This is a genomic window from Desulfomicrobium norvegicum (assembly GCF_900114595.1).
Classification (GTDB): Bacteria; Desulfobacterota; Desulfovibrionia; order Desulfovibrionales; family Desulfomicrobiaceae; genus Desulfomicrobium; species Desulfomicrobium macestii.
In genome coordinates this window covers 60,258-77,898 of record NZ_FOTO01000007.1, presented here as the reverse complement: position 1 = coordinate 77,898, position 17,641 = coordinate 60,258, and the positions used below count along the sequence as shown (strand labels likewise).

14 protein-coding genes, 3 tRNA genes and 1 pseudogene are annotated in these 17,641 nt (G+C 60.5%); 14 read left to right on the top strand and 4 right to left on the bottom strand.

The features are described 5' to 3' along the window. Positions 1 to 131: 131 nt before the first annotated feature. Positions 132 to 239, bottom strand: a pseudogene (locus tag BMZ24_RS20505) (transposase); the annotation flags it as partial. A 260-nt stretch (positions 240 to 499) separates the two neighbouring features. On the opposite strand from BMZ24_RS20505, the gene BMZ24_RS11665 reads away from it, so the two are divergent. The 7 genes from BMZ24_RS11665 to BMZ24_RS11635 are packed head-to-tail and all read left to right on the top strand — an operon-like array spanning position 500 to position 7,478. Then, a complete protein-coding gene (locus tag BMZ24_RS11665; RefSeq protein WP_092192469.1) occupies positions 500 to 1,726 on the top strand; it encodes an ABC transporter substrate-binding protein in 1,227 nt (408 codons plus the stop codon). Then, a complete protein-coding gene (locus BMZ24_RS11660; protein ID WP_092192467.1) occupies positions 1,723 to 3,777 on the top strand; it encodes an ATP-binding protein in 2,055 nt (684 codons plus the stop codon). Before BMZ24_RS11665 ends, BMZ24_RS11660 begins: the two co-directional genes overlap by 4 nt. After that, positions 3,774 to 4,487, top strand: a complete 714-nt coding sequence (locus BMZ24_RS11655; RefSeq protein WP_092192465.1) for a response regulator — start codon at positions 3,774 to 3,776, stop codon at positions 4,485 to 4,487. The genes BMZ24_RS11660 and BMZ24_RS11655 overlap by 4 nt, the downstream gene beginning before the upstream one ends. Before the next feature lie 33 nt (positions 4,488 to 4,520). Next, positions 4,521 to 5,063, top strand: coding sequence for a TlpA family protein disulfide reductase (locus tag BMZ24_RS11650; protein ID WP_092192463.1), 543 nt, complete (start codon positions 4,521 to 4,523; stop codon positions 5,061 to 5,063). A 14-nt stretch (positions 5,064 to 5,077) separates the two neighbouring features. Continuing rightward, positions 5,078 to 6,691 carry a rhodanese-like domain-containing protein gene (locus BMZ24_RS11645; RefSeq protein ID WP_092192461.1) on the top strand — a complete coding sequence of 538 codons (1,614 nt, stop codon included), beginning with the start codon at positions 5,078 to 5,080 and terminating at the stop codon, positions 6,689 to 6,691. Beyond that, positions 6,688 to 7,167: a MauE/DoxX family redox-associated membrane protein gene (locus BMZ24_RS11640; RefSeq protein ID WP_092192459.1), complete on the top strand. Its 480-nt coding sequence runs from the start codon at positions 6,688 to 6,690 to the stop codon at positions 7,165 to 7,167. The genes BMZ24_RS11645 and BMZ24_RS11640 overlap by 4 nt, the downstream gene beginning before the upstream one ends. After that, positions 7,164 to 7,478 (top strand): hypothetical protein, encoded by a 315-nt coding sequence (locus BMZ24_RS11635; protein ID WP_092192457.1) that lies wholly within the window; start codon positions 7,164 to 7,166, stop codon positions 7,476 to 7,478. Before BMZ24_RS11640 ends, BMZ24_RS11635 begins: the two co-directional genes overlap by 4 nt. A gap of 6 nt (positions 7,479 to 7,484) precedes the next feature. Here BMZ24_RS11635 and BMZ24_RS11630 read toward each other — a convergent pair whose 3' ends face one another. Both BMZ24_RS11630 and BMZ24_RS11625 read right to left on the bottom strand, forming a co-directional pair. Then, positions 7,485 to 8,054 carry a molybdenum cofactor guanylyltransferase gene (locus BMZ24_RS11630; RefSeq protein ID WP_092192659.1) on the bottom strand — a complete coding sequence of 190 codons (570 nt, stop codon included), beginning with the start codon at positions 8,052 to 8,054 and terminating at the stop codon, positions 7,485 to 7,487. A 437-nt stretch (positions 8,055 to 8,491) separates the two neighbouring features. After that, on the bottom strand, positions 8,492 to 9,376 hold the full coding sequence (locus tag BMZ24_RS11625) for a formate dehydrogenase accessory protein FdhE (RefSeq protein ID WP_161949137.1): 885 nt from the start codon (positions 9,374 to 9,376) through the stop codon (positions 8,492 to 8,494). 162 nt (positions 9,377 to 9,538) lie between these two features. Between BMZ24_RS11625 and BMZ24_RS11620 the strand changes: the two genes are divergently transcribed. The 6 genes from BMZ24_RS11620 (at position 9,539) to BMZ24_RS11595 (ending at position 13,590) form a co-directional block, all read left to right on the top strand. Continuing rightward, positions 9,539 to 9,952 carry a winged helix-turn-helix domain-containing protein gene (locus BMZ24_RS11620; RefSeq protein WP_092192453.1) on the top strand — a complete coding sequence of 138 codons (414 nt, stop codon included), beginning with the start codon at positions 9,539 to 9,541 and terminating at the stop codon, positions 9,950 to 9,952. A 2-nt stretch (positions 9,953 to 9,954) separates the two neighbouring features. After that, the gene (locus tag BMZ24_RS11615; protein WP_092192451.1) at positions 9,955 to 11,193 is read left to right on the top strand and encodes a molybdopterin molybdotransferase MoeA; all 1,239 of its coding nucleotides are present in this window, start codon (positions 9,955 to 9,957) and stop codon (positions 11,191 to 11,193) included. Positions 11,194 to 11,207: 14 nt separating this feature from the next. Beyond that, positions 11,208 to 13,142, top strand: a complete 1,935-nt coding sequence (locus BMZ24_RS11610; RefSeq protein WP_092192449.1) for a molybdopterin biosynthesis protein — start codon at positions 11,208 to 11,210, stop codon at positions 13,140 to 13,142. Between the two features lie 206 nt (positions 13,143 to 13,348). After that, positions 13,349 to 13,424 (top strand) — tRNA-Gly (locus BMZ24_RS11605). 9 nt (positions 13,425 to 13,433) lie between these two features. Further along, positions 13,434 to 13,508, top strand: a tRNA-Cys gene (locus BMZ24_RS11600). Positions 13,509 to 13,515: 7 nt separating this feature from the next. Continuing rightward, positions 13,516 to 13,590: transfer RNA gene (locus tag BMZ24_RS11595), tRNA-Gly, on the top strand. Between the two features lie 104 nt (positions 13,591 to 13,694). Here the strand turns inward: BMZ24_RS11595 and BMZ24_RS11590 are convergent. After that, the gene (locus tag BMZ24_RS11590) at positions 13,695 to 13,904 is read right to left on the bottom strand and encodes a hypothetical protein (protein WP_092192447.1); all 210 of its coding nucleotides are present in this window, start codon (positions 13,902 to 13,904) and stop codon (positions 13,695 to 13,697) included. A gap of 278 nt (positions 13,905 to 14,182) precedes the next feature. Between BMZ24_RS11590 and mfd the strand changes: the two genes are divergently transcribed. Then, entirely contained in the window at positions 14,183 to 17,623 is a 3,441-nt protein-coding gene (gene mfd, locus BMZ24_RS11585) for a transcription-repair coupling factor (RefSeq protein WP_092192445.1), read from the top strand. The last annotated feature ends 18 nt before the right edge of the window (positions 17,624 to 17,641 follow it).

Genomic DNA, 17,641 nt, shown 5'->3' with positions numbered 1-17,641 from the left:
TTGATGAGGCGCAGCCATTGCTGGGCACAAAGATTGCCGTTGTTTATGAAACGCTGGCTGAAGTCATGGAAGGTGTACGAACAGCGGGAGCAGCGCCGCTTTCCTCCCCGCAGGGCATAGAGTTTCCGGCTGCGGCATTTGGGGCAAAAACGTTGATGGTTTTTCCAGCAAAATTGCAACAAAAATTTTTTTGCTGAATTTTCATTTTTTACAATATTTTCAAATTCTTGAAAATTCATTTATAAAAAATCCTGTGCAAAATTGTGGGTAATAGCGTTTCTGTGCTTTTTTCCAAACATCTTATTTAGAGAATATATGTCTAGGTTGTATTCTGTCATGAAAGACATAATACGCGCTTCCCATAGGGGGCAAACTCACATTTTTGCACAAGATACAGCCCTTGCTCCGGGAGGGCAAGGGTCGGAGTTTAAGTGGCGCAGGATGTCTTTTTCAGCTACTCGTCATTTGGGCATGCAACGATTTCCCAGTGGAGGCTGATGTGCGCGGAGGTTTGCGGGTACTTCTCTTGGTGGTGTTTGCGTTGTGGCTGGCATCCTGCCAGGACGCCGAAGTCCAGATTCCTCTCGCTCCGGCAGGGCTCGGAGTGACCGACACCGAAGTCACCTTCGGGTCTTCCCTGGCATTGCAGGGGCACGCCGGTTATCTGGGTCAGGAAACGTTGCGCGGAGCCATGAGCTATTTGCAGTACGTCAACGAACAGGGCGGAGTGCACGGCCGGGCCATCCGGGTCATCACCCGCGACGATTCCTACGATCCTCCGAAATGTCTGGACAACACCCAGCGTTTTCTCATCGAGGACCAGGTCTTCGGGCTGTTCTGCTATGTGGGCACCCCGACCACGGTCAAGATCCTGCCCCTGGTGGAAGAGGCCCAGGTTCCGCTCCTGGGCATGTTCACCGGGGCCAATGCGCTGCGCGAGCCGTTCATGCCTTACCTCATAAATGTGCGCGCCTCGTACTATCAGGAAACCAACGCCGCCGTGGAGCACCTGGTCAAGGATCTCAAGCTGACCCGCATCGCGGTTTTTTATCAATATGACGCCTTCGGCTTCGACGGACTGACCGGCACGGAACTGGCGCTCAAACGCTTCGGGCTGGAACCCGTGGCCAGAGGAAGCTACGTGCGCGGCACGCATGACATAAGCGAAGGCCTTGAGCGCATCCGCGAATCCGGCGCCGAGGCCGTGGTCATGATCGGCACTTCGGACCCGTGCGCGAATTTCATCCGCAAATCCCTGGAAAATGACTACTCGCCCATTTTTTACATGGTCTCCTTCGTGGGCGCCAAGGAGTTGTCGCGCAACCTTCTGCAGTCGGACACGGATCGTTTGGACGTGGTCATGTCCCAGGTCGTGCCCCCGCCCGTCAGCAGTGACGGAACCGTGGCCGAAAGCGCCCAGGAATTCGTCCGGCTGCTGGAAAAGTATTTTCCGGGCGAGGAACCCAATTTCGTGGGTTTCGAGGGCTACATCAACGCCAAGGTGCTTGTGGAGGGGCTTCGGCGGGCAGGACGAAATTTGAGCCGCAAATCCTTTCTTGAGGCCATCACCGCCATGACAAACTTTTCTCTGGGCGGTGATGTCGGACTGACGTTCGGCCCTCAGGATCATCAGGGCATGGACAAGGTCTACTTCACCCGTCTGCAGGAAGGCCGTTTCATCCTCCTTGATGACTGGGCACAGCTGCGCCGGGAGGAGGGCCAATGAAACCCTACGCGCGCATATCGCTCAAAAACAAGATTTTCATCTCCATCCTGGCCGTCATCCTCTTGATCAGCGTGACCATCGCGCTCCTGGCCCGCTGGATTCTCATCTCCGGATTGACCAAGGAGCTTGAGCTGCGCGGCATCGCCGTGGCCCACTCCATTGCCGAGCGCGGCGGCGGGTTTGTCCTCGACAAGAACTACTCGGAGCTCCTGAGTCTCATCTTCGAGGAGGCCCGATTGCGGGAGCGTCAGCACATGATCAATTACATATATGTGCTCGATCGCAGTGAAAAGGTCCTCTCCCACACCTTCACCGTGCCTTTTCCCGGTCCCTTGAGCACCGCCAACCCTGTCCTCGAGGGGAACATGCACAGCGTGCGCCTTGTCGCGGTGGGCGCGCAGACCTCCTACGACATCGCGGTGTCCATGAACGAGGGCCTGTACCGCATCGGAACGGTGCACGTGGGATTGAGCAAGGAACACATCGACAAGCTGGTGGCCAAGCTGCGCTTCATGTTCCTGGGATTCATCTCGGCGGTCATCATCATTATCTTCTATGTCAGTCATCGTATTTCGCGATATATCACCAGCCCGATTTCGCGCCTGACGAACATTTCGGACGAGCTCAGCCGAGGGAATTTCGATGTGCATCTGGATCTTGGCGAGGGCCTGGACTGGGCGGTGACCAACTGTCCGGCCTACAAGGACACCAACATGCCCTGCTGGCATTTTGACGAACAGGGACGCAAGTCCCGCAAGTCCGAGGGCAAGACCGGTCAGGTCTGCTCGACCTGCCTCTTCTACCGCAAGCGCGGAGGAGACGAGGTCATCCAGCTGGCCGATTCGTTCATGAGCATGGTCTGGTCCATCCGGCTCTACCGCAAGCGTCTCCAGGAATCGGAGATGAAATACCGGTCCCTGTTCGACTCGGGTCCCGATCCCATTTTTGTCGTGGACTGCAACACGGACCTGATCCTCGACGCCAACCCCAGGGCCGAGGAACTCTACGAATATTCCAAGGGCGAATTGCTGGGCGTGTCCTTCATGGTGCTCGGTCACGACCAGGTTCGGGAATGTCTGACCTCTCTCAATGAGGCGAACACGAACAGCGGCTGCGTCTATTATCCCAAGGTGCTCCATTACAAGAAGGGCGAGCGGCCCTTTTACGTCAACATGCACGCCTGTCCCATCAGTTACGGCGGCACCCATGCCATGATCGTGGCCGTGACCGACATCACCGAGATGATGGAGAAGGACGCGCAGCTCGTGCAGGCGGCCAAGATGAAGACCCTTGGCGAAATGAGCGCGGGCATCGCCCACGAGATCAACCAGCCGCTCAACGCCATCAAGATGGGCAGCGAGTATCTCAATCTGCTCATTGAGCAGAACCGCGAGGTGACCGAAACCCAGATCCGGGACATGGCTACGGAGATCAGCCAGCAGGTGGACCGGGCCACGGACATCATCAACAATCTGCGCGCCTTCGGCAAAAAGTCGGGCCTGGTCATGGAACGGGTGGACATGAACGAGCCCATCCGCGGCGTGCTGTCCATCATCGGCCGTCAGTTCTCCATCCAGCGCATCACCATCCGCCTGGAACTGGGCGAGAATCTGCCGTACATCAAGGGACACAACAACCGGCTGCAGCAGGTCTTTTTCAATCTGCTCAACAACGCGCGGGACGCCATTCAGGAAAAAATGGAGAGTGAACCCGGCATGTGGGGAGACATCCTGGTGCGCACCTACGCCATGGAAGGCCGGGTTTTCGCATCCTTCGCCGACAACGGCCCCGGCATAGCTGATTCGGTGCGCAACAAGATCTTCGAGCCCTTTTTCACCACCAAACAGACCGGAAAGGGCATGGGGCTCGGCCTGGCCATAACATACGGGATTGTTCGCGATTATGGCGGAACCATTACTATTGACAGTCAACCGGGTCAGGGGACAACATTCATTTTGAGTTTCCCGAGCGCCGAGAGCCATCCGGCGCTTGAGCACAATGCAGGCCGAGTGGACAAAAAATCGGCACAACCCAGCGAGATATCCCTATGACGCAAGAAAAAATCCTGGTCATCGACGACGAGAAGGCGACCCTGAAAATGTTCCGGCTTTTTCTGGACGTGTACGGATTCGACATCCTCACGGCCGAATCCGGAGAAGAGGGGCTGGAAGTTTTCGACAGGGAAAAACCCGACATCGTCCTGACCGACATCAAGATGCCCGGCATGGACGGAATCGAGGTTCTGCAGCAGATCAAGAAACGGTCGCCCGCCACGGAGGTCATCGTCATCACCGGACATGGCGACATGGACCTGGCCATTCAGGCCCTGAATCTGGATGCCGCCGATTTCATAAACAAGCCCATCCAGCGGCAGAGCCTTGAACAGGGCCTGGCACGGGCCAGGGAGCGGCTCAAGCTGGCCAAGAGTCGGCAGAACGAAGTCAGCGTCAGCCGGCAGGGCCGGGCGCTGGTCATTGAGATTCAGGGCAGCGTCAGTTCCCACAGCGAACCGTATCTGCGCGAAGCCTACTCAAAGGCCCAGGAAGCGGGGGTGCAGCGCATTGTGCTGCATTTCGATCCCAACACCTCCGTGAACGGGGCAGGCATCGCCATTTTGACGCAACTGGTGCTGGAGAGCGAAAAGGACGGAGTCGAGATTGTCATGGCCGGTCTTTCCGAGAATTTTCGCAAGGTTTTCGGTATAGTGGGGCTGACCCGCATGGTTCAGATTTTCGACGGTCTGGATGAGGCCTGCACCTAGGTTTTTTTTTCGGCCCGGGGCCAAGGAGTGTTCATGACGGTTTTCACTCGTATCGCATTTTGTCTCTTTCTCTTTTGCGTGGCCCAGCCTGTCATGGCCGCGCCGCCCGCCACCGGCGACGCCATGCCCGAACTGATTCTGCCCGTTCCCTTCGATCCGGCCGGACAGGAGATGCTTGGCGTGCAGGGGAAAACGACCTTCACTCTTGCGGATCTTGGCGCCGATCTCATTTTCATAGAGGTCATAGGCGTGTATTGTCCGCAGTGCGTCAAGCAGTCCCCGGGTTTCAAGACCCTTTTCAACCGCCTGAACAGGGGCAAGCTCAAGGGGCGAGTGGCCATGTTCGGGCTGGCCGCCGGAGGAACGGACGCCGAGGTCAAGCAGTTGCTGGGCACCGGCCAGTACCTTTTTCCGGTCCTGAGCGACCCCGACTACGTGCTGCACAAGGTGCTGGGCGAGCCGCTCACTCCCTACACAATCGTCTGCAGGCCGGACGGGAGCGTGGTTTACGACCACCTCGGCGTGGTTCAGGACATTGACGCGCTCTACCAGCACATAAAGACACTGCTCGACTGATCGCGGAGCGGCAGATGACGCCTCAAACCGAAAGCGATGCCGATCGCGCCAGATACCAGTTTCAGATTCTGTTCGATACGGCCGCGGAGCTGAGCGGGGCGCGTTATCCGCACAGGATACTGGAAGCTTTTCTGCTCTCGGCCCAGGGTGGAATTGGCGCCCGGGGCGGTTTTGCGGCCGTTCTGGGACAGGACGGGTTTCAGCTCATGACCCGCTCTAGCCTCTCCAAAAGCCTGACTCCGGAATATGCGCGGGTGCTGCGCGAACATCTGGACGCCCTCGGCGAAGAGCGCAAATCCTCTTTTTTCGTGCCTTCCCTGCAGGGCGAACTCTGCCCCGGAAAATGCGAGTTGCTCCTGGTCTGCCCTCTCGATGACGGTAGGGATGGAGTGCTCGGTCTGGAAGAAAGCCTGGCAGGCCGCCCCTATGACGAAAACGACAGGCAGCTTGTGGCGGGCCTTGGCACCCTGTTCCAGACCAGCCTTCGGTTCTCGCTCTATGCCACCCGTGTCGAACTGCTCAACGCCGAGTTGACCAAGCAAAACGACACCCTCGACCGCCAGATTTATCATCTGAGCGCCTTGCGCGACCTCTCTGGAGAAATTCTGCGCGTGGACATGGCCGAGGTCATGTCCACCTTTCTTTTGACCCTGCTAGGGCATTTTGCCCGGCCCCAGGGCCTCCTCGTGCTGCACGACCGCACCTCGGGACAAATCCATGAAATTTCCAGCGGCCTGCCGGTAAAGCCCGAACTCACCGACCAGAAGGTGGAGCGGCTGTTTTTCCTGTGTCTGGCCGGTGTCCGCGAAAAGCATCTGCAACCCCTGCAGGTCGAACCTGTCGAGGACATGAGCGGCGCTGCGGGGATCGAGTTGGGTTTTACGCCCGACCGGGGCTACCTCTTCATGCTGCGCGAGAACATGTACGGGGTGCTGCTTCTGGGGCAGAGTCTCGGCCCGACGGTTCCCGCCGAGGACGGCCTGTTGCAGGCCTTTGTTTCGCAGGGAGTCTTGCATCTCAAGAATGCCGATTCCTTCAGAACCATCATGGCCCTGAACGATGATCTGGCCAGGCAGAACGAGGAGCTGCTCCGCACCATCGACGAACTGACGCGGGCCAGGGACCAAATCAGCATGCTGGAGGCCGCGGGCAGACGCATCGCCGGCATCGTGCACAGCAAGGCGTTGAGCCTGACTCGGGTGCGCCTGGTCGATTTCTTTCTCATCATCGCGCTCAGTCTGGGCATGGCGCTGGCGTTCAACGCGCAAAACCCGCGCGGGATACCCCTGATCGAAGCTCCCGGGCCCGAGGTTCCATTGGTGACCCTGGAGCAGGCGTTAGCGCTCATCGAAAACGAGGATGCGCTTCTTGTCGATGCCCGCCCGCGCGAGTTCTTTGAGCGCGAGCATGCGCAAAGAGCGGTCAATGTTCCGGCTCAGCTTTTCGATCTGGTCTACATGATGCAAATGACCGCCGAGGACCCCGAGCGGCCCATCGTTGTTTTCGGGCGTAGCGTGAGCCGCCGCTACGACCTGACCGTGGCCGCTAAATTTCTGGGCAGGGATCATGAGCGGGTCTATATCGTCAAGGACGTCCCGCCCCTGGCCCTGGACGGAGGCATGCCATGATCCCGCGCCTGAAGCTCATCCTGACCCATCCTCTTCTCGCCCTGATCCTGCGCCTCTATCTGGCCGGGATCTTCATCTACGCCAGTCTGCACAAGATCAATTTTCCGGCCGAGTTCGCGGACAACATCGCGGGCTATCTCATCGTCCCGTATTGGCTGATCAATCCGTTGGCCGTGTTCATGCCCTGGCTGGAACTGGTCTGCGGCCTCTTTCTTCTGGCCGGCGTCAGGGTACGGGCGGCGACTTTGCTGATCGGCGGGATGCTGGCCATGTTCACCGTGGCGGTGCTGGTGGCCCTGATTCAGGATACGCCCATCGGTTGCGGCTGCTTCCAGACCGTGGGCGAACCCATTTCCTGGTGGACTGTGCTCAGGGATCTGGCCTGGCTGGCCATGGCCGCCCATGTTTATTTTAATGACCGGCTGATCCATCTGGACCGGCTCTTCATGCTCAAACCGGAGGAACTTGGGCTGTGATCAAATTACTGCCGCTTCTGCTTCTGCTGCTGTGTCTGTCATGCTCCTCCCGGCCCGATCTTGCCGGACGCTACGAGGCGTCGCACACGGGCCCAAGCGGGCCGGTGAACGCGGTCATGACGCTGGCCGAGGACGGCAGCGGCAAATGGGAGATAGGGGGGGAGGTTCTGCCGTTTTCATGGGTCGTGCGCGAGGGTGCGCTCAACGTGCACACCCGTGACGGGGCTGTGGTCGAAGGCGTGATCGAGGGCGTGAATGTCCGTCTGGACGTGCCGGGAGTCGGCGCGCTTGATTTCGTTCGCGGGAAATAGCTTTTTCTAGCGGCCTTGCAGCTGCTCCAGATCGGTCGGGTAGTTGACGTTGAAGAAGATGCGCCTTTCGTCTTCCGTGTAGGTCACCGTGTGGCGCAGTTCGGCCGGGATGAGCCGACTGAGCTTGAAGAGCCCCTGGGACACGCCTGCCTCCAGCAAGGGCAGGGCCTGCGGTTCGTAGATCGCGACCAGGTTCTCGATGAATCCCGAATCCTTGAGTTGCCAGGTGGTCAGCACGCAATGCCGCGGGCGTTCTTCCCGCGCGGCCATGAGTCTTTCGATGATGCCGTCCTCCATGAAAGGCAGGTCGCAGGCGAGGACGAAGATTGGCTCCTTGAATTTGCGCAGCGCGGTGATGATGCCGCCGGCGGGACCGATGCGCTCCGTCTCGTCGGTGATGACGGGCCAGGGTCCGCCCACGTCGAGGGTCTGCCGGCAGGAGACATAGACCTTGTCGAGATGGCGTTGCAACAGCGTGGCCGTGCGCGTGAGCAGGGTCTGTCCCTCGTGCACGACACGCGTCTTGTCTTGTCCGAGCCGGGATGATTTTCCTCCGGCAAGCACCAATCCAATCATGATTTTCCCTGTGCCGCGATCCGCAGCCGAAAGGCAGCGGGCACGGTATTTTTGGTTTGCAGGCGTCTCAGTGCGGCCGCATTCCGGGACGATCCGGGGCGCGGCCGCCAAAACTCCTTCTCCGGCCTCGTGCTGTTTTTCCGTCGTTGCTGCCAAACAGATGTCTGCGCTCCGGGCGAGGGGCGACGGAAAAACAAACGATTCCTGGCTCAGTCAGGCAGTTGCCGCCCCCACCCCGGATCGACCCGGAACGCTGGGAACGGGCGCTGGCCGGGGCAAGGCTGTTGACTGATTCCACCCGCAGGGAGAAATGCGCAATTTTCGCATTCGCCTCCGAGTCATTCCCGCCTCCGAGTCATTCCCGCGAAGGCGGGAATCCATCCCCTTGGTCATATGGATGGCAACAATCGGTCCTGTCTGGAGGCAGTTTTTATTCTTTAAAATCCCCAGGCTGAAAGGGTGGGGCGCTTGTATTTCTTTTCCCGGGCCGCCACATCGAGGCTCAGGGATTCAAGATCGTCCACCAAGGGCAGGGTTCTGCGATCGAGGTTTCTGAAATCCGTGAGCTTGATGTAAAGATTGCAGGTCTTGCAGGCGTTGATGCGTACTCCGGGCTCTTCATCGGCTTCGTAGTATTCCAGCTTCGCCACGTCCTTTTCAAGACAGAAGGGACACTGCAATCTAGGCGCATGATATTCCGCGTGGCAGAATCCGCAGATGTTGTATCTGAATCCTTCCTTTTCACGCAAATCGGACATGATCGGCATGCTGCCGCACAGGGGGCAGTGCCCATGTTCCCAGGAATTCGAAAGATCGGTCCGGGCTTCCAGCGCGATGGCGGCGCGTTCAAGGGACGGAGTCATGGCGGCCTGCGCGAGCATGGGCAGGATGCGCGGTGCGGAAGGGGTGACGGCTGTCCAGGTGGAGAAAAAACCTTCGTCGCCGTTCAAATGCGCCTGCATGACCAGGTCCAGGTCCAGGGATTTGTCCGCTATGGCAGCCGAAATGGCGGCAGCGGCTTCGCCGAGGGCCGGATTGACCGATTTCGCCAGCTCCAGAAATTCGTTGAAAAGTTCAATGCTCTGGTCTTTGTCAAAGGGAAAATTGGTTCTTTCGACCAGAGGAGCTCCCTGGCTGTGCTGCAGCGGATCGGCGATTTCGATCGTGGCTGCGGCAGGAACCTGGGCCTTGTCCCGGGCCTTGAGTTGACGGGTGTAGATCTTTTCGACCAGATCGATCAGTTCCACGGGTAGAAAACCCCGTTTTCTGCACGCGTCGATTTTCTTGGCAAGCAATTCCAGGGCTTTTTCAGCTTCGATCATGGGCATTCTCCGTTGGTGAAGGGCGAGGTGTGAATCCGGGCCGGGTCCGTTCCTAACGTGTCTTTTGATACATCACAATGCTTGTTTTGTGTCTGGCTTTGATTTAGCAAAATATGTGTTTGAATTTTAATCACATCATCCTCAAGCCGGGAGGAGGAATCCATGACCGAATCCAAAACCGAGGGCACCTTGACCTTGCGTCTGCATGTCTGGTTCGAACGCGACGAGAAGATTTTTCTGGGCATCGGCCGGGCCCTTCTGCTCGAAAAAATCGAGGAGTGCGGGTCGCTCAGACAGGCGGCCACGGACATGAAGATGTCGTATCGGGCCGCCTGGGGCAAGCTCAAGGCCGCCGAGGAAAGCATTGGCAAGCCTCTGGTCCAGAAGATCAAGGGCAAGGGCCAGCGCTATGAGCTTACTCCCGTCGGGCGTCAGCTGGCTCGGCAGTTTCTGCAGCTGCAAAGCGACATCGAGACCTACGCCAAGGGCAAGGCCCAGGATATTTTCGGCGAGGAAGTGCAGTACTACGCCGATGCCTATCCGGAAACCAAACTTTCATCCTTCAAGGCGGATTAGGAATGGATCATGGTTTTTTCCGGGTCATCTCCCCGGCCCGGTTTTGCGAGTTGTTGCGTGGTTTCGCGCCCGTGGATTCCGAGCTTATGCCCCTGGAGGATTGTCTTGGCCGCGTTCTGGCCGAAGACATCCTGTCCGGGGAGGACATCCCGGCCCTCGACCGATCCTGCATGGACGGCTACGCCGTGCGCGCGGCTGACACCTTCGGCGCTAGCGAGGGCAATCCTGCCTATGTAGAGCTTGCCCGCAGCGCGGCCATCGATGAGGTCGTCAGCCGTCCCCTCCATTCCGGGGAATGCATGGGCATCGCCACGGGCGGAAGCCTGCCGCCCGGCGCGGACGCCGTGATCATGGTCGAGCATACCCAGATGCTCGGGGATGCGACAGTCGAGATCCGCAAGACCGTAACCCCGGGCGAGAATGTCATGCTCAAGGGCGAGGACGTGGGGCAGGGGCAGGTGGCCGTGCCCGCCGGAAGGCGTCTGCGTCCGCAGGATGTGGGGCTCATGGCCGCCATCGGCTGCACCTCCGCAAGGGTTTATCGCCGGCCTCGCTGCGGTGTCGTATCAACGGGCGATGAACTTGTCCCTGTCGATTCCGTGCCCAGGCCCGGGCAGATACGGGACGTCAACTCCCATACGCTGGCCTGCATGGCCCGGCAGTCCGGGGCCCTGGTGCGCGCCCACGGATTGGTCCCCGATGTGCGTGAAGCCCTGCAGGGAGCCCTGGTCCGCTGCCTGGAGGAGAACGACGTGGTCTTCATTTCCGGCGGCAGCTCCATCGGGACCCGGGATCTGACCATCGAGGTTCTGGAATCCTTCGCGGACAGCGAAATTCTGGCCCACGGCGTGTCCATCAGTCCCGGCAAGCCGACCATCCTTGCGCGCGTCGGGGGCAAGCCGGTGCTCGGGCTTCCCGGTCAAGTCACCTCCGCCCAGATCGTCATGCTTGTCTTCGGGCAGCCGCTTCTGGTGCATCTGGGGGGTGATGCGGGGGCCTTTGATCCCGGACGCCTGCTCATGCGTCCGGCCAAGCTCGGGGCCAACCTGTCATCCAAACCCGGCCGCGAGGACTATGTTCGGGTGCGGCTTGAAGAACAGGATGGGCAGTGCGTGGCCATGCCGAGGCTCGGCAAGTCGGGCCTGCTGCGGACCATGCTCGATGCCGACGGCCTGGTGCGGCTTCCCGCGTCCCTAGAAGGCATGAGGGCCGGACAGGACGTGGATGTCTGGATATTCTAACCTGCGAAAAATCAATGAAAAAACGAAACATATATCTGAAGACCGTGCCCGTGGCCGAAGCCCTGCGTCTGGCCATGGACGCCCTTGACCGGGACCGCCTGGTCGGCAGGGAGACGATCCCCGCGCACCAGGCCTGTGGCCGGGTCACGGCGCAGGCGGTGCATGCGGTGTGTTCCTCCCCGACGTTTCACAGTGCGGCCATGGACGGCTATGCCCTGAAAGCCGAGTCCACTTTCGCCGCCCGCGAAGGGCGGCCCGTGCGGCTGGCCAAGGGCAGCCAATGCGCGCCCGTGAACACCGGACACCCTCTGCCCGAGGGCATGGACGGGGTGCTCATGATCGAGAAGGCCGTGCGCGACACCGACGATTTCATCGAGCTAGAAACCCCGGTCTTCCCCATGCAGCACGTGCGCCGCATCGGTGAGGACATCGTGGCCACGGAGCTTCTTCTGCCCCAGAACAGGCTGCTCTCTCCCTATGACGTGGGCGGCCTCCTGAGCGCCGGGATCTGGGAAGTGCCGGTCTGGGAACAGCTGCGCATGACCTTCATCCCCACCGGCGATGAGGTCCTTGATTTCACCAAGCGCCCAAGTCCGCGTCCGGGGCAGGTCATCGAGAGCAATTCGCAGGTCTTCGCCGGTCTGGCGGCCGCCCAGGGCTGCCTCTTCACCCGTGTCGATCCCGTGCCGGACAACGAGGAAGCCCTGACCGCGGCGGTGCGCGAGGCCGTGAACGGACCAAACCATGTGGTCGTCATCGGCGCCGGGTCCTCGGCCGGCTCCAAGGATTTTTCCCGCTCCATCATCGACAGCCTGGGCCAGGTGCTGGTTCATGGCATCGACCTGATGCCCGGCAAGCCCTCCATCCTCGGCATCGTGGACGGCAAGCTGATCGTCGGGGCTCCGGGATATCCGGTCTCGGCCGTGGTCTGCTTCGAGGAGCTGCTCATCCCGCTTTTGTCCTGGCTGTCCCGCAAGACGCCTCCGGTTCGGCCGGTGGTGGACGTGGAACTGGCGCGCAAGGTTCCTTCCAAGCTCGGCACGGAAGAGCTGGTCCGACTGGCCATCGGCCGGGTTGGGGAGAAGCTGGTGGCCACGCCTCTGGGACGCGGCGCGGGCATGCTGACCACGCTCATCCGGGCTCAGGGCGTGACCCGCATTCCGGTGGACAGCGAGGGCGCCGAGGCCGCCTCGAAGGTCCGGGCCGAGCTGCTTGTCCCGGCGGCGGAGCTGGACCAGACCCTGGTCGTGGTCGGCAGTCACGACAACATCCTCGATGTGCTTGGCAACGAACTCATGGGCCTGACCCGGCCGGTGCGCATCGCCTCCAGCCATGTGGGCTCCATGGGTGGACTCACGGCCCTCAAGAACCGTTCGGCGCTCATGGCCGGGACTCATCTCTTCGACGAGCTGAGCGGTGACTTCAACTTTCCCTTTTTCCTCAAGTATCTGTCCGGCCTCAACGTCGCGTGCGTCAATCTGGCCATCCGGCATCAGGGGCTGATCGTGGCCAAGGGCAATCCGCTGGGCATAAGCAAAGTGGAGGATCTCGCCCGGCCCGAGGTGCGCTTCATCAACCGCCAGCGAGGGGCCGGGACGCGCATCCTGCTCGATTATCACCTGCGGCAGGCCGGGATCAGTCCGGAGCAGGTGAATGGGTACGACAAGGAGGATTTCACGCACATGGCGGTGGCGGTCAACGTGCTCACCGGGACGGCCTCCTGCGGGCTGGGCATTTTTGCGGCCGCGAGCGCCCTGGGTCTGGATTTCGTGCCCCTGGCGCGGGAGCGCTACGATCTGGCCTTCCTGCCCGAACATGCGGACTGGAAGACCGAGGTGGCGCTGGAACTGATTCGCTCGGCATCCTTCAAGGAGCGCATCGAGAAACTGGGCGGGTACGAGACTGCCCTGACCGGCCGCATCATGGAGCCCGGCCAGGGACTTGGGTAACCGGTCAAAAATGACGAATGACCGGACTGTTCCGGGATGGTGGGCTGCGGGGAACAGGGAAAACCCGGGTCCCAGACGTAGTTGAAATGGCGATGATCAGTGTTTTACGTAGCGACGAAGCAGATTGACGGTTGGGGTAGACCTGATAACCCCTTCTTTTTCCTTGACGGCCATGTGCGGTTGAAGTAGCTGCATGATCCTCGCGGGCGGGAGTAGCTCAATGGCTAGAGCATCAGCCTTCCAAGCTGAGGGTTGCGGGTTCGAGTCCCGTTTCCCGCTCCACGAGAAAATGGCGGCATAGCCAAGTGGTAAGGCAGAGGTCTGCAAAACCTCCATTCTCCAGTTCAAATCTGGATGCCGCCTCCAAGCACCTGCGGGAGTAACTCAGTGGTAGAGTGCAACCTTGCCAAGGTTGAAGTCGCGAGTTCAAATCTCGTTTCCCGCTCCAGATTTTTCGGCCGGTCCCTGACCGGCCTTTCTTTTGCCCAAAATATGTCCGGGGCCAAAAAAAAGCTCCCGGAAGGGAGCTTTGGAGCGCAGAAGGCAGGAACTTTATATTTCGCCCATGGAGTGGCGCAACCTGAGTTCGTTCAGGATGGCGTTTTCGTAGTGCATTGACGGCGGCTCTTCGTGTTCCGTGGGTTCGAGATAGCGGTCGAGCATCTGGCTTTCTTCCCAGAAATCGAGCAACTCGTCGTTGCCGAGGATCTTGAGCTGGTCTTCCAGGGTGAAGGGATCCTCATTGGGAAGGAATCGTGCCATGAACTGCTCCTTGGACGTGAATGGTGAACGGTTAGGTACGGATCGACCAATACGCACCCGCTTCAGACCTGTCCACCAAAATGTCCGGCATTGGCGGTACTCTTTGCGGGAGGCTGTCCGCGTCGCGCGCAAGTGCTTGACCTTGCCTCTCTTTTGGGCAACGTAAAACGATTCTGTGCAAAGAGGTCAAGCGCCTGTTCGCACATGGCCATGGCTCCAAGCCGCTCCTTCCCGGGGGCGGCTTTTCCCCGTTGCTTTCAATCCGGACCGGTCGTCACGTGATCATTCCCCAAGCCTTGCAGAAGCTTATCGACGGAGCAGAGCGTCAAACCAGAATCTTCAAGAGCGGTCCCGCCTCGCAGATGTATCTGGCCCAGGCGCTGCTCGAAAAGGGTCACAATGTCGTGCTGGTGCTGCCGCCGAGCGCGGATCTGCCCCTTTACGATTCCCTGGCGCGCCTCTTTTCGCCCGAGGACAGGAACCTTCCCTTCTGGGAAAGGCGCTGGCTGCGCTTTCCTCATTATACCGTGGAGGACCCGCGCCGGTCTCCCTGGCCGGAACGATGGCGGGCCCTTTTTGCCCTGGCCCGGAAAAGGCGTGGGCGCGGAGTGCTGCTGCCGCTTGAAAATCTGATCCAGAAATGGCCGCATCCCGAACTCCTGCAGCGCGAGCATCTGGAGCTGTCGGAGGGCGAGGAGATTTCCCAGGAGGATCTCCTGGAGACGCTGGTCAATTGGGGATATGCGCGCGTTTCCATGGTCACCGCCGTGGGCGAGACCTCCCTGCGTGGCGATATCATGGATATCTTCTGCCCCGGATATGACCATCCGCTGCGGCTGGAGTTTTTCGGCGACACCCTGGAACGGATCAGGCTCTTTGAACCCATGTCCCAGCGATCGCGCGCCGATCTCAAATCCCTGACCATCCTGCCCGTGGCCGGATGCATTGGCGCCGATACCTACAGGGAAGAGGCCCGGAGCATGTTCGACGGATGGCTGCGCCTGGGAGAGATCTCAAAGCCTGTGCGGGCGGAACTTGAAAAGGAGCTTATGCAGGTCCATCCGCACCTGCCGCCGAGCATGTACTATCCCCGGACCGTGGGCCTTGAGGCCTGGCTGCCCGAAGGAAGCGTGTTTGTCATGGCCGAGGCCCAGGACCTGCGGACCAAGCTCGACGAGACAAGCTGGGCCTGGCAGAATTTTTTTCGCGACGACGAGCGGCAATGGCCCCGTCACGGCCTGATCCAGACCCCTGGCGATGTGCGCAAGACCTGGGAGGACAACCGCCAGATCCTCTGCGAAAGCCTGGTCATGGGCGTGCGCGAGGATGGACTGGACCTGCCCGAAGAGGGGGTGAACTCCTTCGAGGATCTTTTCTGGACTCCGGAAAGCCGCTCCCGGCCATGGCGGGCGCTGATGCAGGAGCTTGCCGTCTGGCGCAAAACCTACGCCCAGACCATCTTCTGTTTCCATACCGAGCAGTCCCGCAAGAAATTTCTGCAGCTCGCGGCCCAGGACGATCATGTGCTCAAAACCGAGTACGAGGCTGCGGGCAGGGGGATCTTCGCGTTGGTCGGCTCCCTGGGACACGGCATGCGCCTGCCCTGGGCCGAGATTCAGATCCTGCCAGAGTCCGTGCTCCAGCCGGGCGCTCCCAAGGCGCAACGCAGCGCGGGCAAGGCATTCAAGGGTCTCGATGCCTTCGACGAGCTTGAAAGCGGAGACCTTCTGGTCCATCGCGACTACGGCCTGTGCCGGTTTGGAGGCTTGCACCGCATCAAGTTCGGGGATGTAGCCAACGACTACCTGCTGTTGCAGTATGATGGCGAGGATCGGCTCTATCTGCCCGTGGACCGCCTGGGGCAGGTGCAGCGCTACAAGGGGCCCGATGGCGCGGCTCCGGCCCTGGACCGTCTGGGCAGTTCGGCCTGGAGCAAGGCTCGCGAGCGCACCCGCCAGTCCATCGCCAAGATCGCGCGCGATCTGGTAGAGATGTACGCTTTCCGCAAGATTACCAAGGGATTTCAGTATAATCCCATCTCGGAACTCTACTGGGAATTCGAGGCCAGCTTTGGATTCGAGGAGACCCGCGATCAGGAAAAGGCCATCGCCGATGTCCTCGCCGACATGGAAAAACCCGAACCCATGGACCGGCTGGTCTGCGGCGATGTGGGTTTCGGCAAGACCGAGGTGGCCCTGCGCGCGGCCTTCAGGGCGGTCCTGGACGGCAAGCAGGTGGCCTTGCTCTGTCCGACCACCGTCCTGGCCGAGCAGCACTACCAGACCTTCCGGCAGCGCATGGAGCCGTTCTCCATCACCGTGGGGCTGCTGAGCCGCTTCGTGCCCGCGGCCGGACAGAAACGGACCCTGGAAGCCGTGCGGCGCGGGCAGGTGGACGTCCTGATCGGCACCCACCGCATGCTCTCCAAGGACGTGGAGTTCTCCAACCTGGCCCTGCTGATCCTCGACGAGGAACAGCGCTTCGGCGTCAAGCACAAGGAGCGCATCAAGAAGATGCGTTCGACCATCGACGTCCTGACCCTGACCGCCACGCCCATCCCGCGTACCCTGCAGCTCTCCCTGTCCGGCATTCGCGGCCTCAGCGTCATCGAGACTCCGCCGCGCGACCGCAAGCCCGTGGAGACTTCCCTGCTGGAGCGCGATCCGGCCCAGCTCAAGGCCATTCTGGAGCGCGAACTGGCCCGGGGCGGCCAGGTTTTCTGGGTTTACAACAGGGTGCAGGGCCTGGAGCGGGTGGTGGAGTTCGTGTCGTCGCTGGTCCCCGGGGCCCGGGTCGGCATGGGGCATGGGCAGATGAAGGCCCAGGACCTTGAAGAAACCATGCACAGGTTCTGGCACGGCGAACTCGACGTGCTCGTGTGCACGGCCATCATCGAGTCGGGGCTGGATTTTCCCCGCGCCAACACCCTCATCGTCGACCAGGCCCAGCTTTTCGGACTGGGGCAGCTTTACCAGCTGCGCGGCCGGGTGGGGCGTTCCAGCGAGCAGGCCTACGCCTATTTCATCATTCCCGATCTGGACCGCCTGCAGGAGACCTCGCGCAAACGGCTCAAGATCATTCTCGACATGGATTACCTCGGGGCCGGATTCAAGGTGGCCATGGAGGACCTGCGTCTGCGCGGAGCCGGGAACATCCTCGGCGAAGCCCAGTCCGGGACCATCGGCAAGGTGGGTCTGGACCTCTTTTTGGAGATGCTCGAAGAGGAGGTCACCAGGCTGCGCGGCGGCAAGGTCGAGACGGAGATCGAACCCGAGCTCAACCTCGGCTTCCAGGCCCTCATCCCCGAGGAATACGTGGCCGACGGCAAGGAACGGTTGCATTACTACAAGGCTTTGTCCTCCTGTCACGACGAGGGGGCCATCGTAGAAATCGTGGACGACATGCGCGACCGCTTCGGCTCCCTGCCCGAGGCGCTGAAAACCTTCGTGGCCGTGCTCATGATCAAGATCGATGCGCGTAGGCTGGGCGCGGTGCGGGTGGACCTGTTCGAGGAGCGGGCGCTCATCCATTGGGACGAAACCCGGCATAACGTGGACCTCTCCAAGCTCATGGACTGGGTGGGCGAAAATGCCTCCTGCGCCCGGATTCTGCCGCCGGCCAAGCTGGAGCTGCGCCTTGTCGCCGGGTCCTCGCCGACCCTGGCCATGCATTCGCTCAAGGACATGCTGCTGGTGCTCAGGGAGCGGATTAAGCTGTGAAGGGCCGTGCCGGGGGCT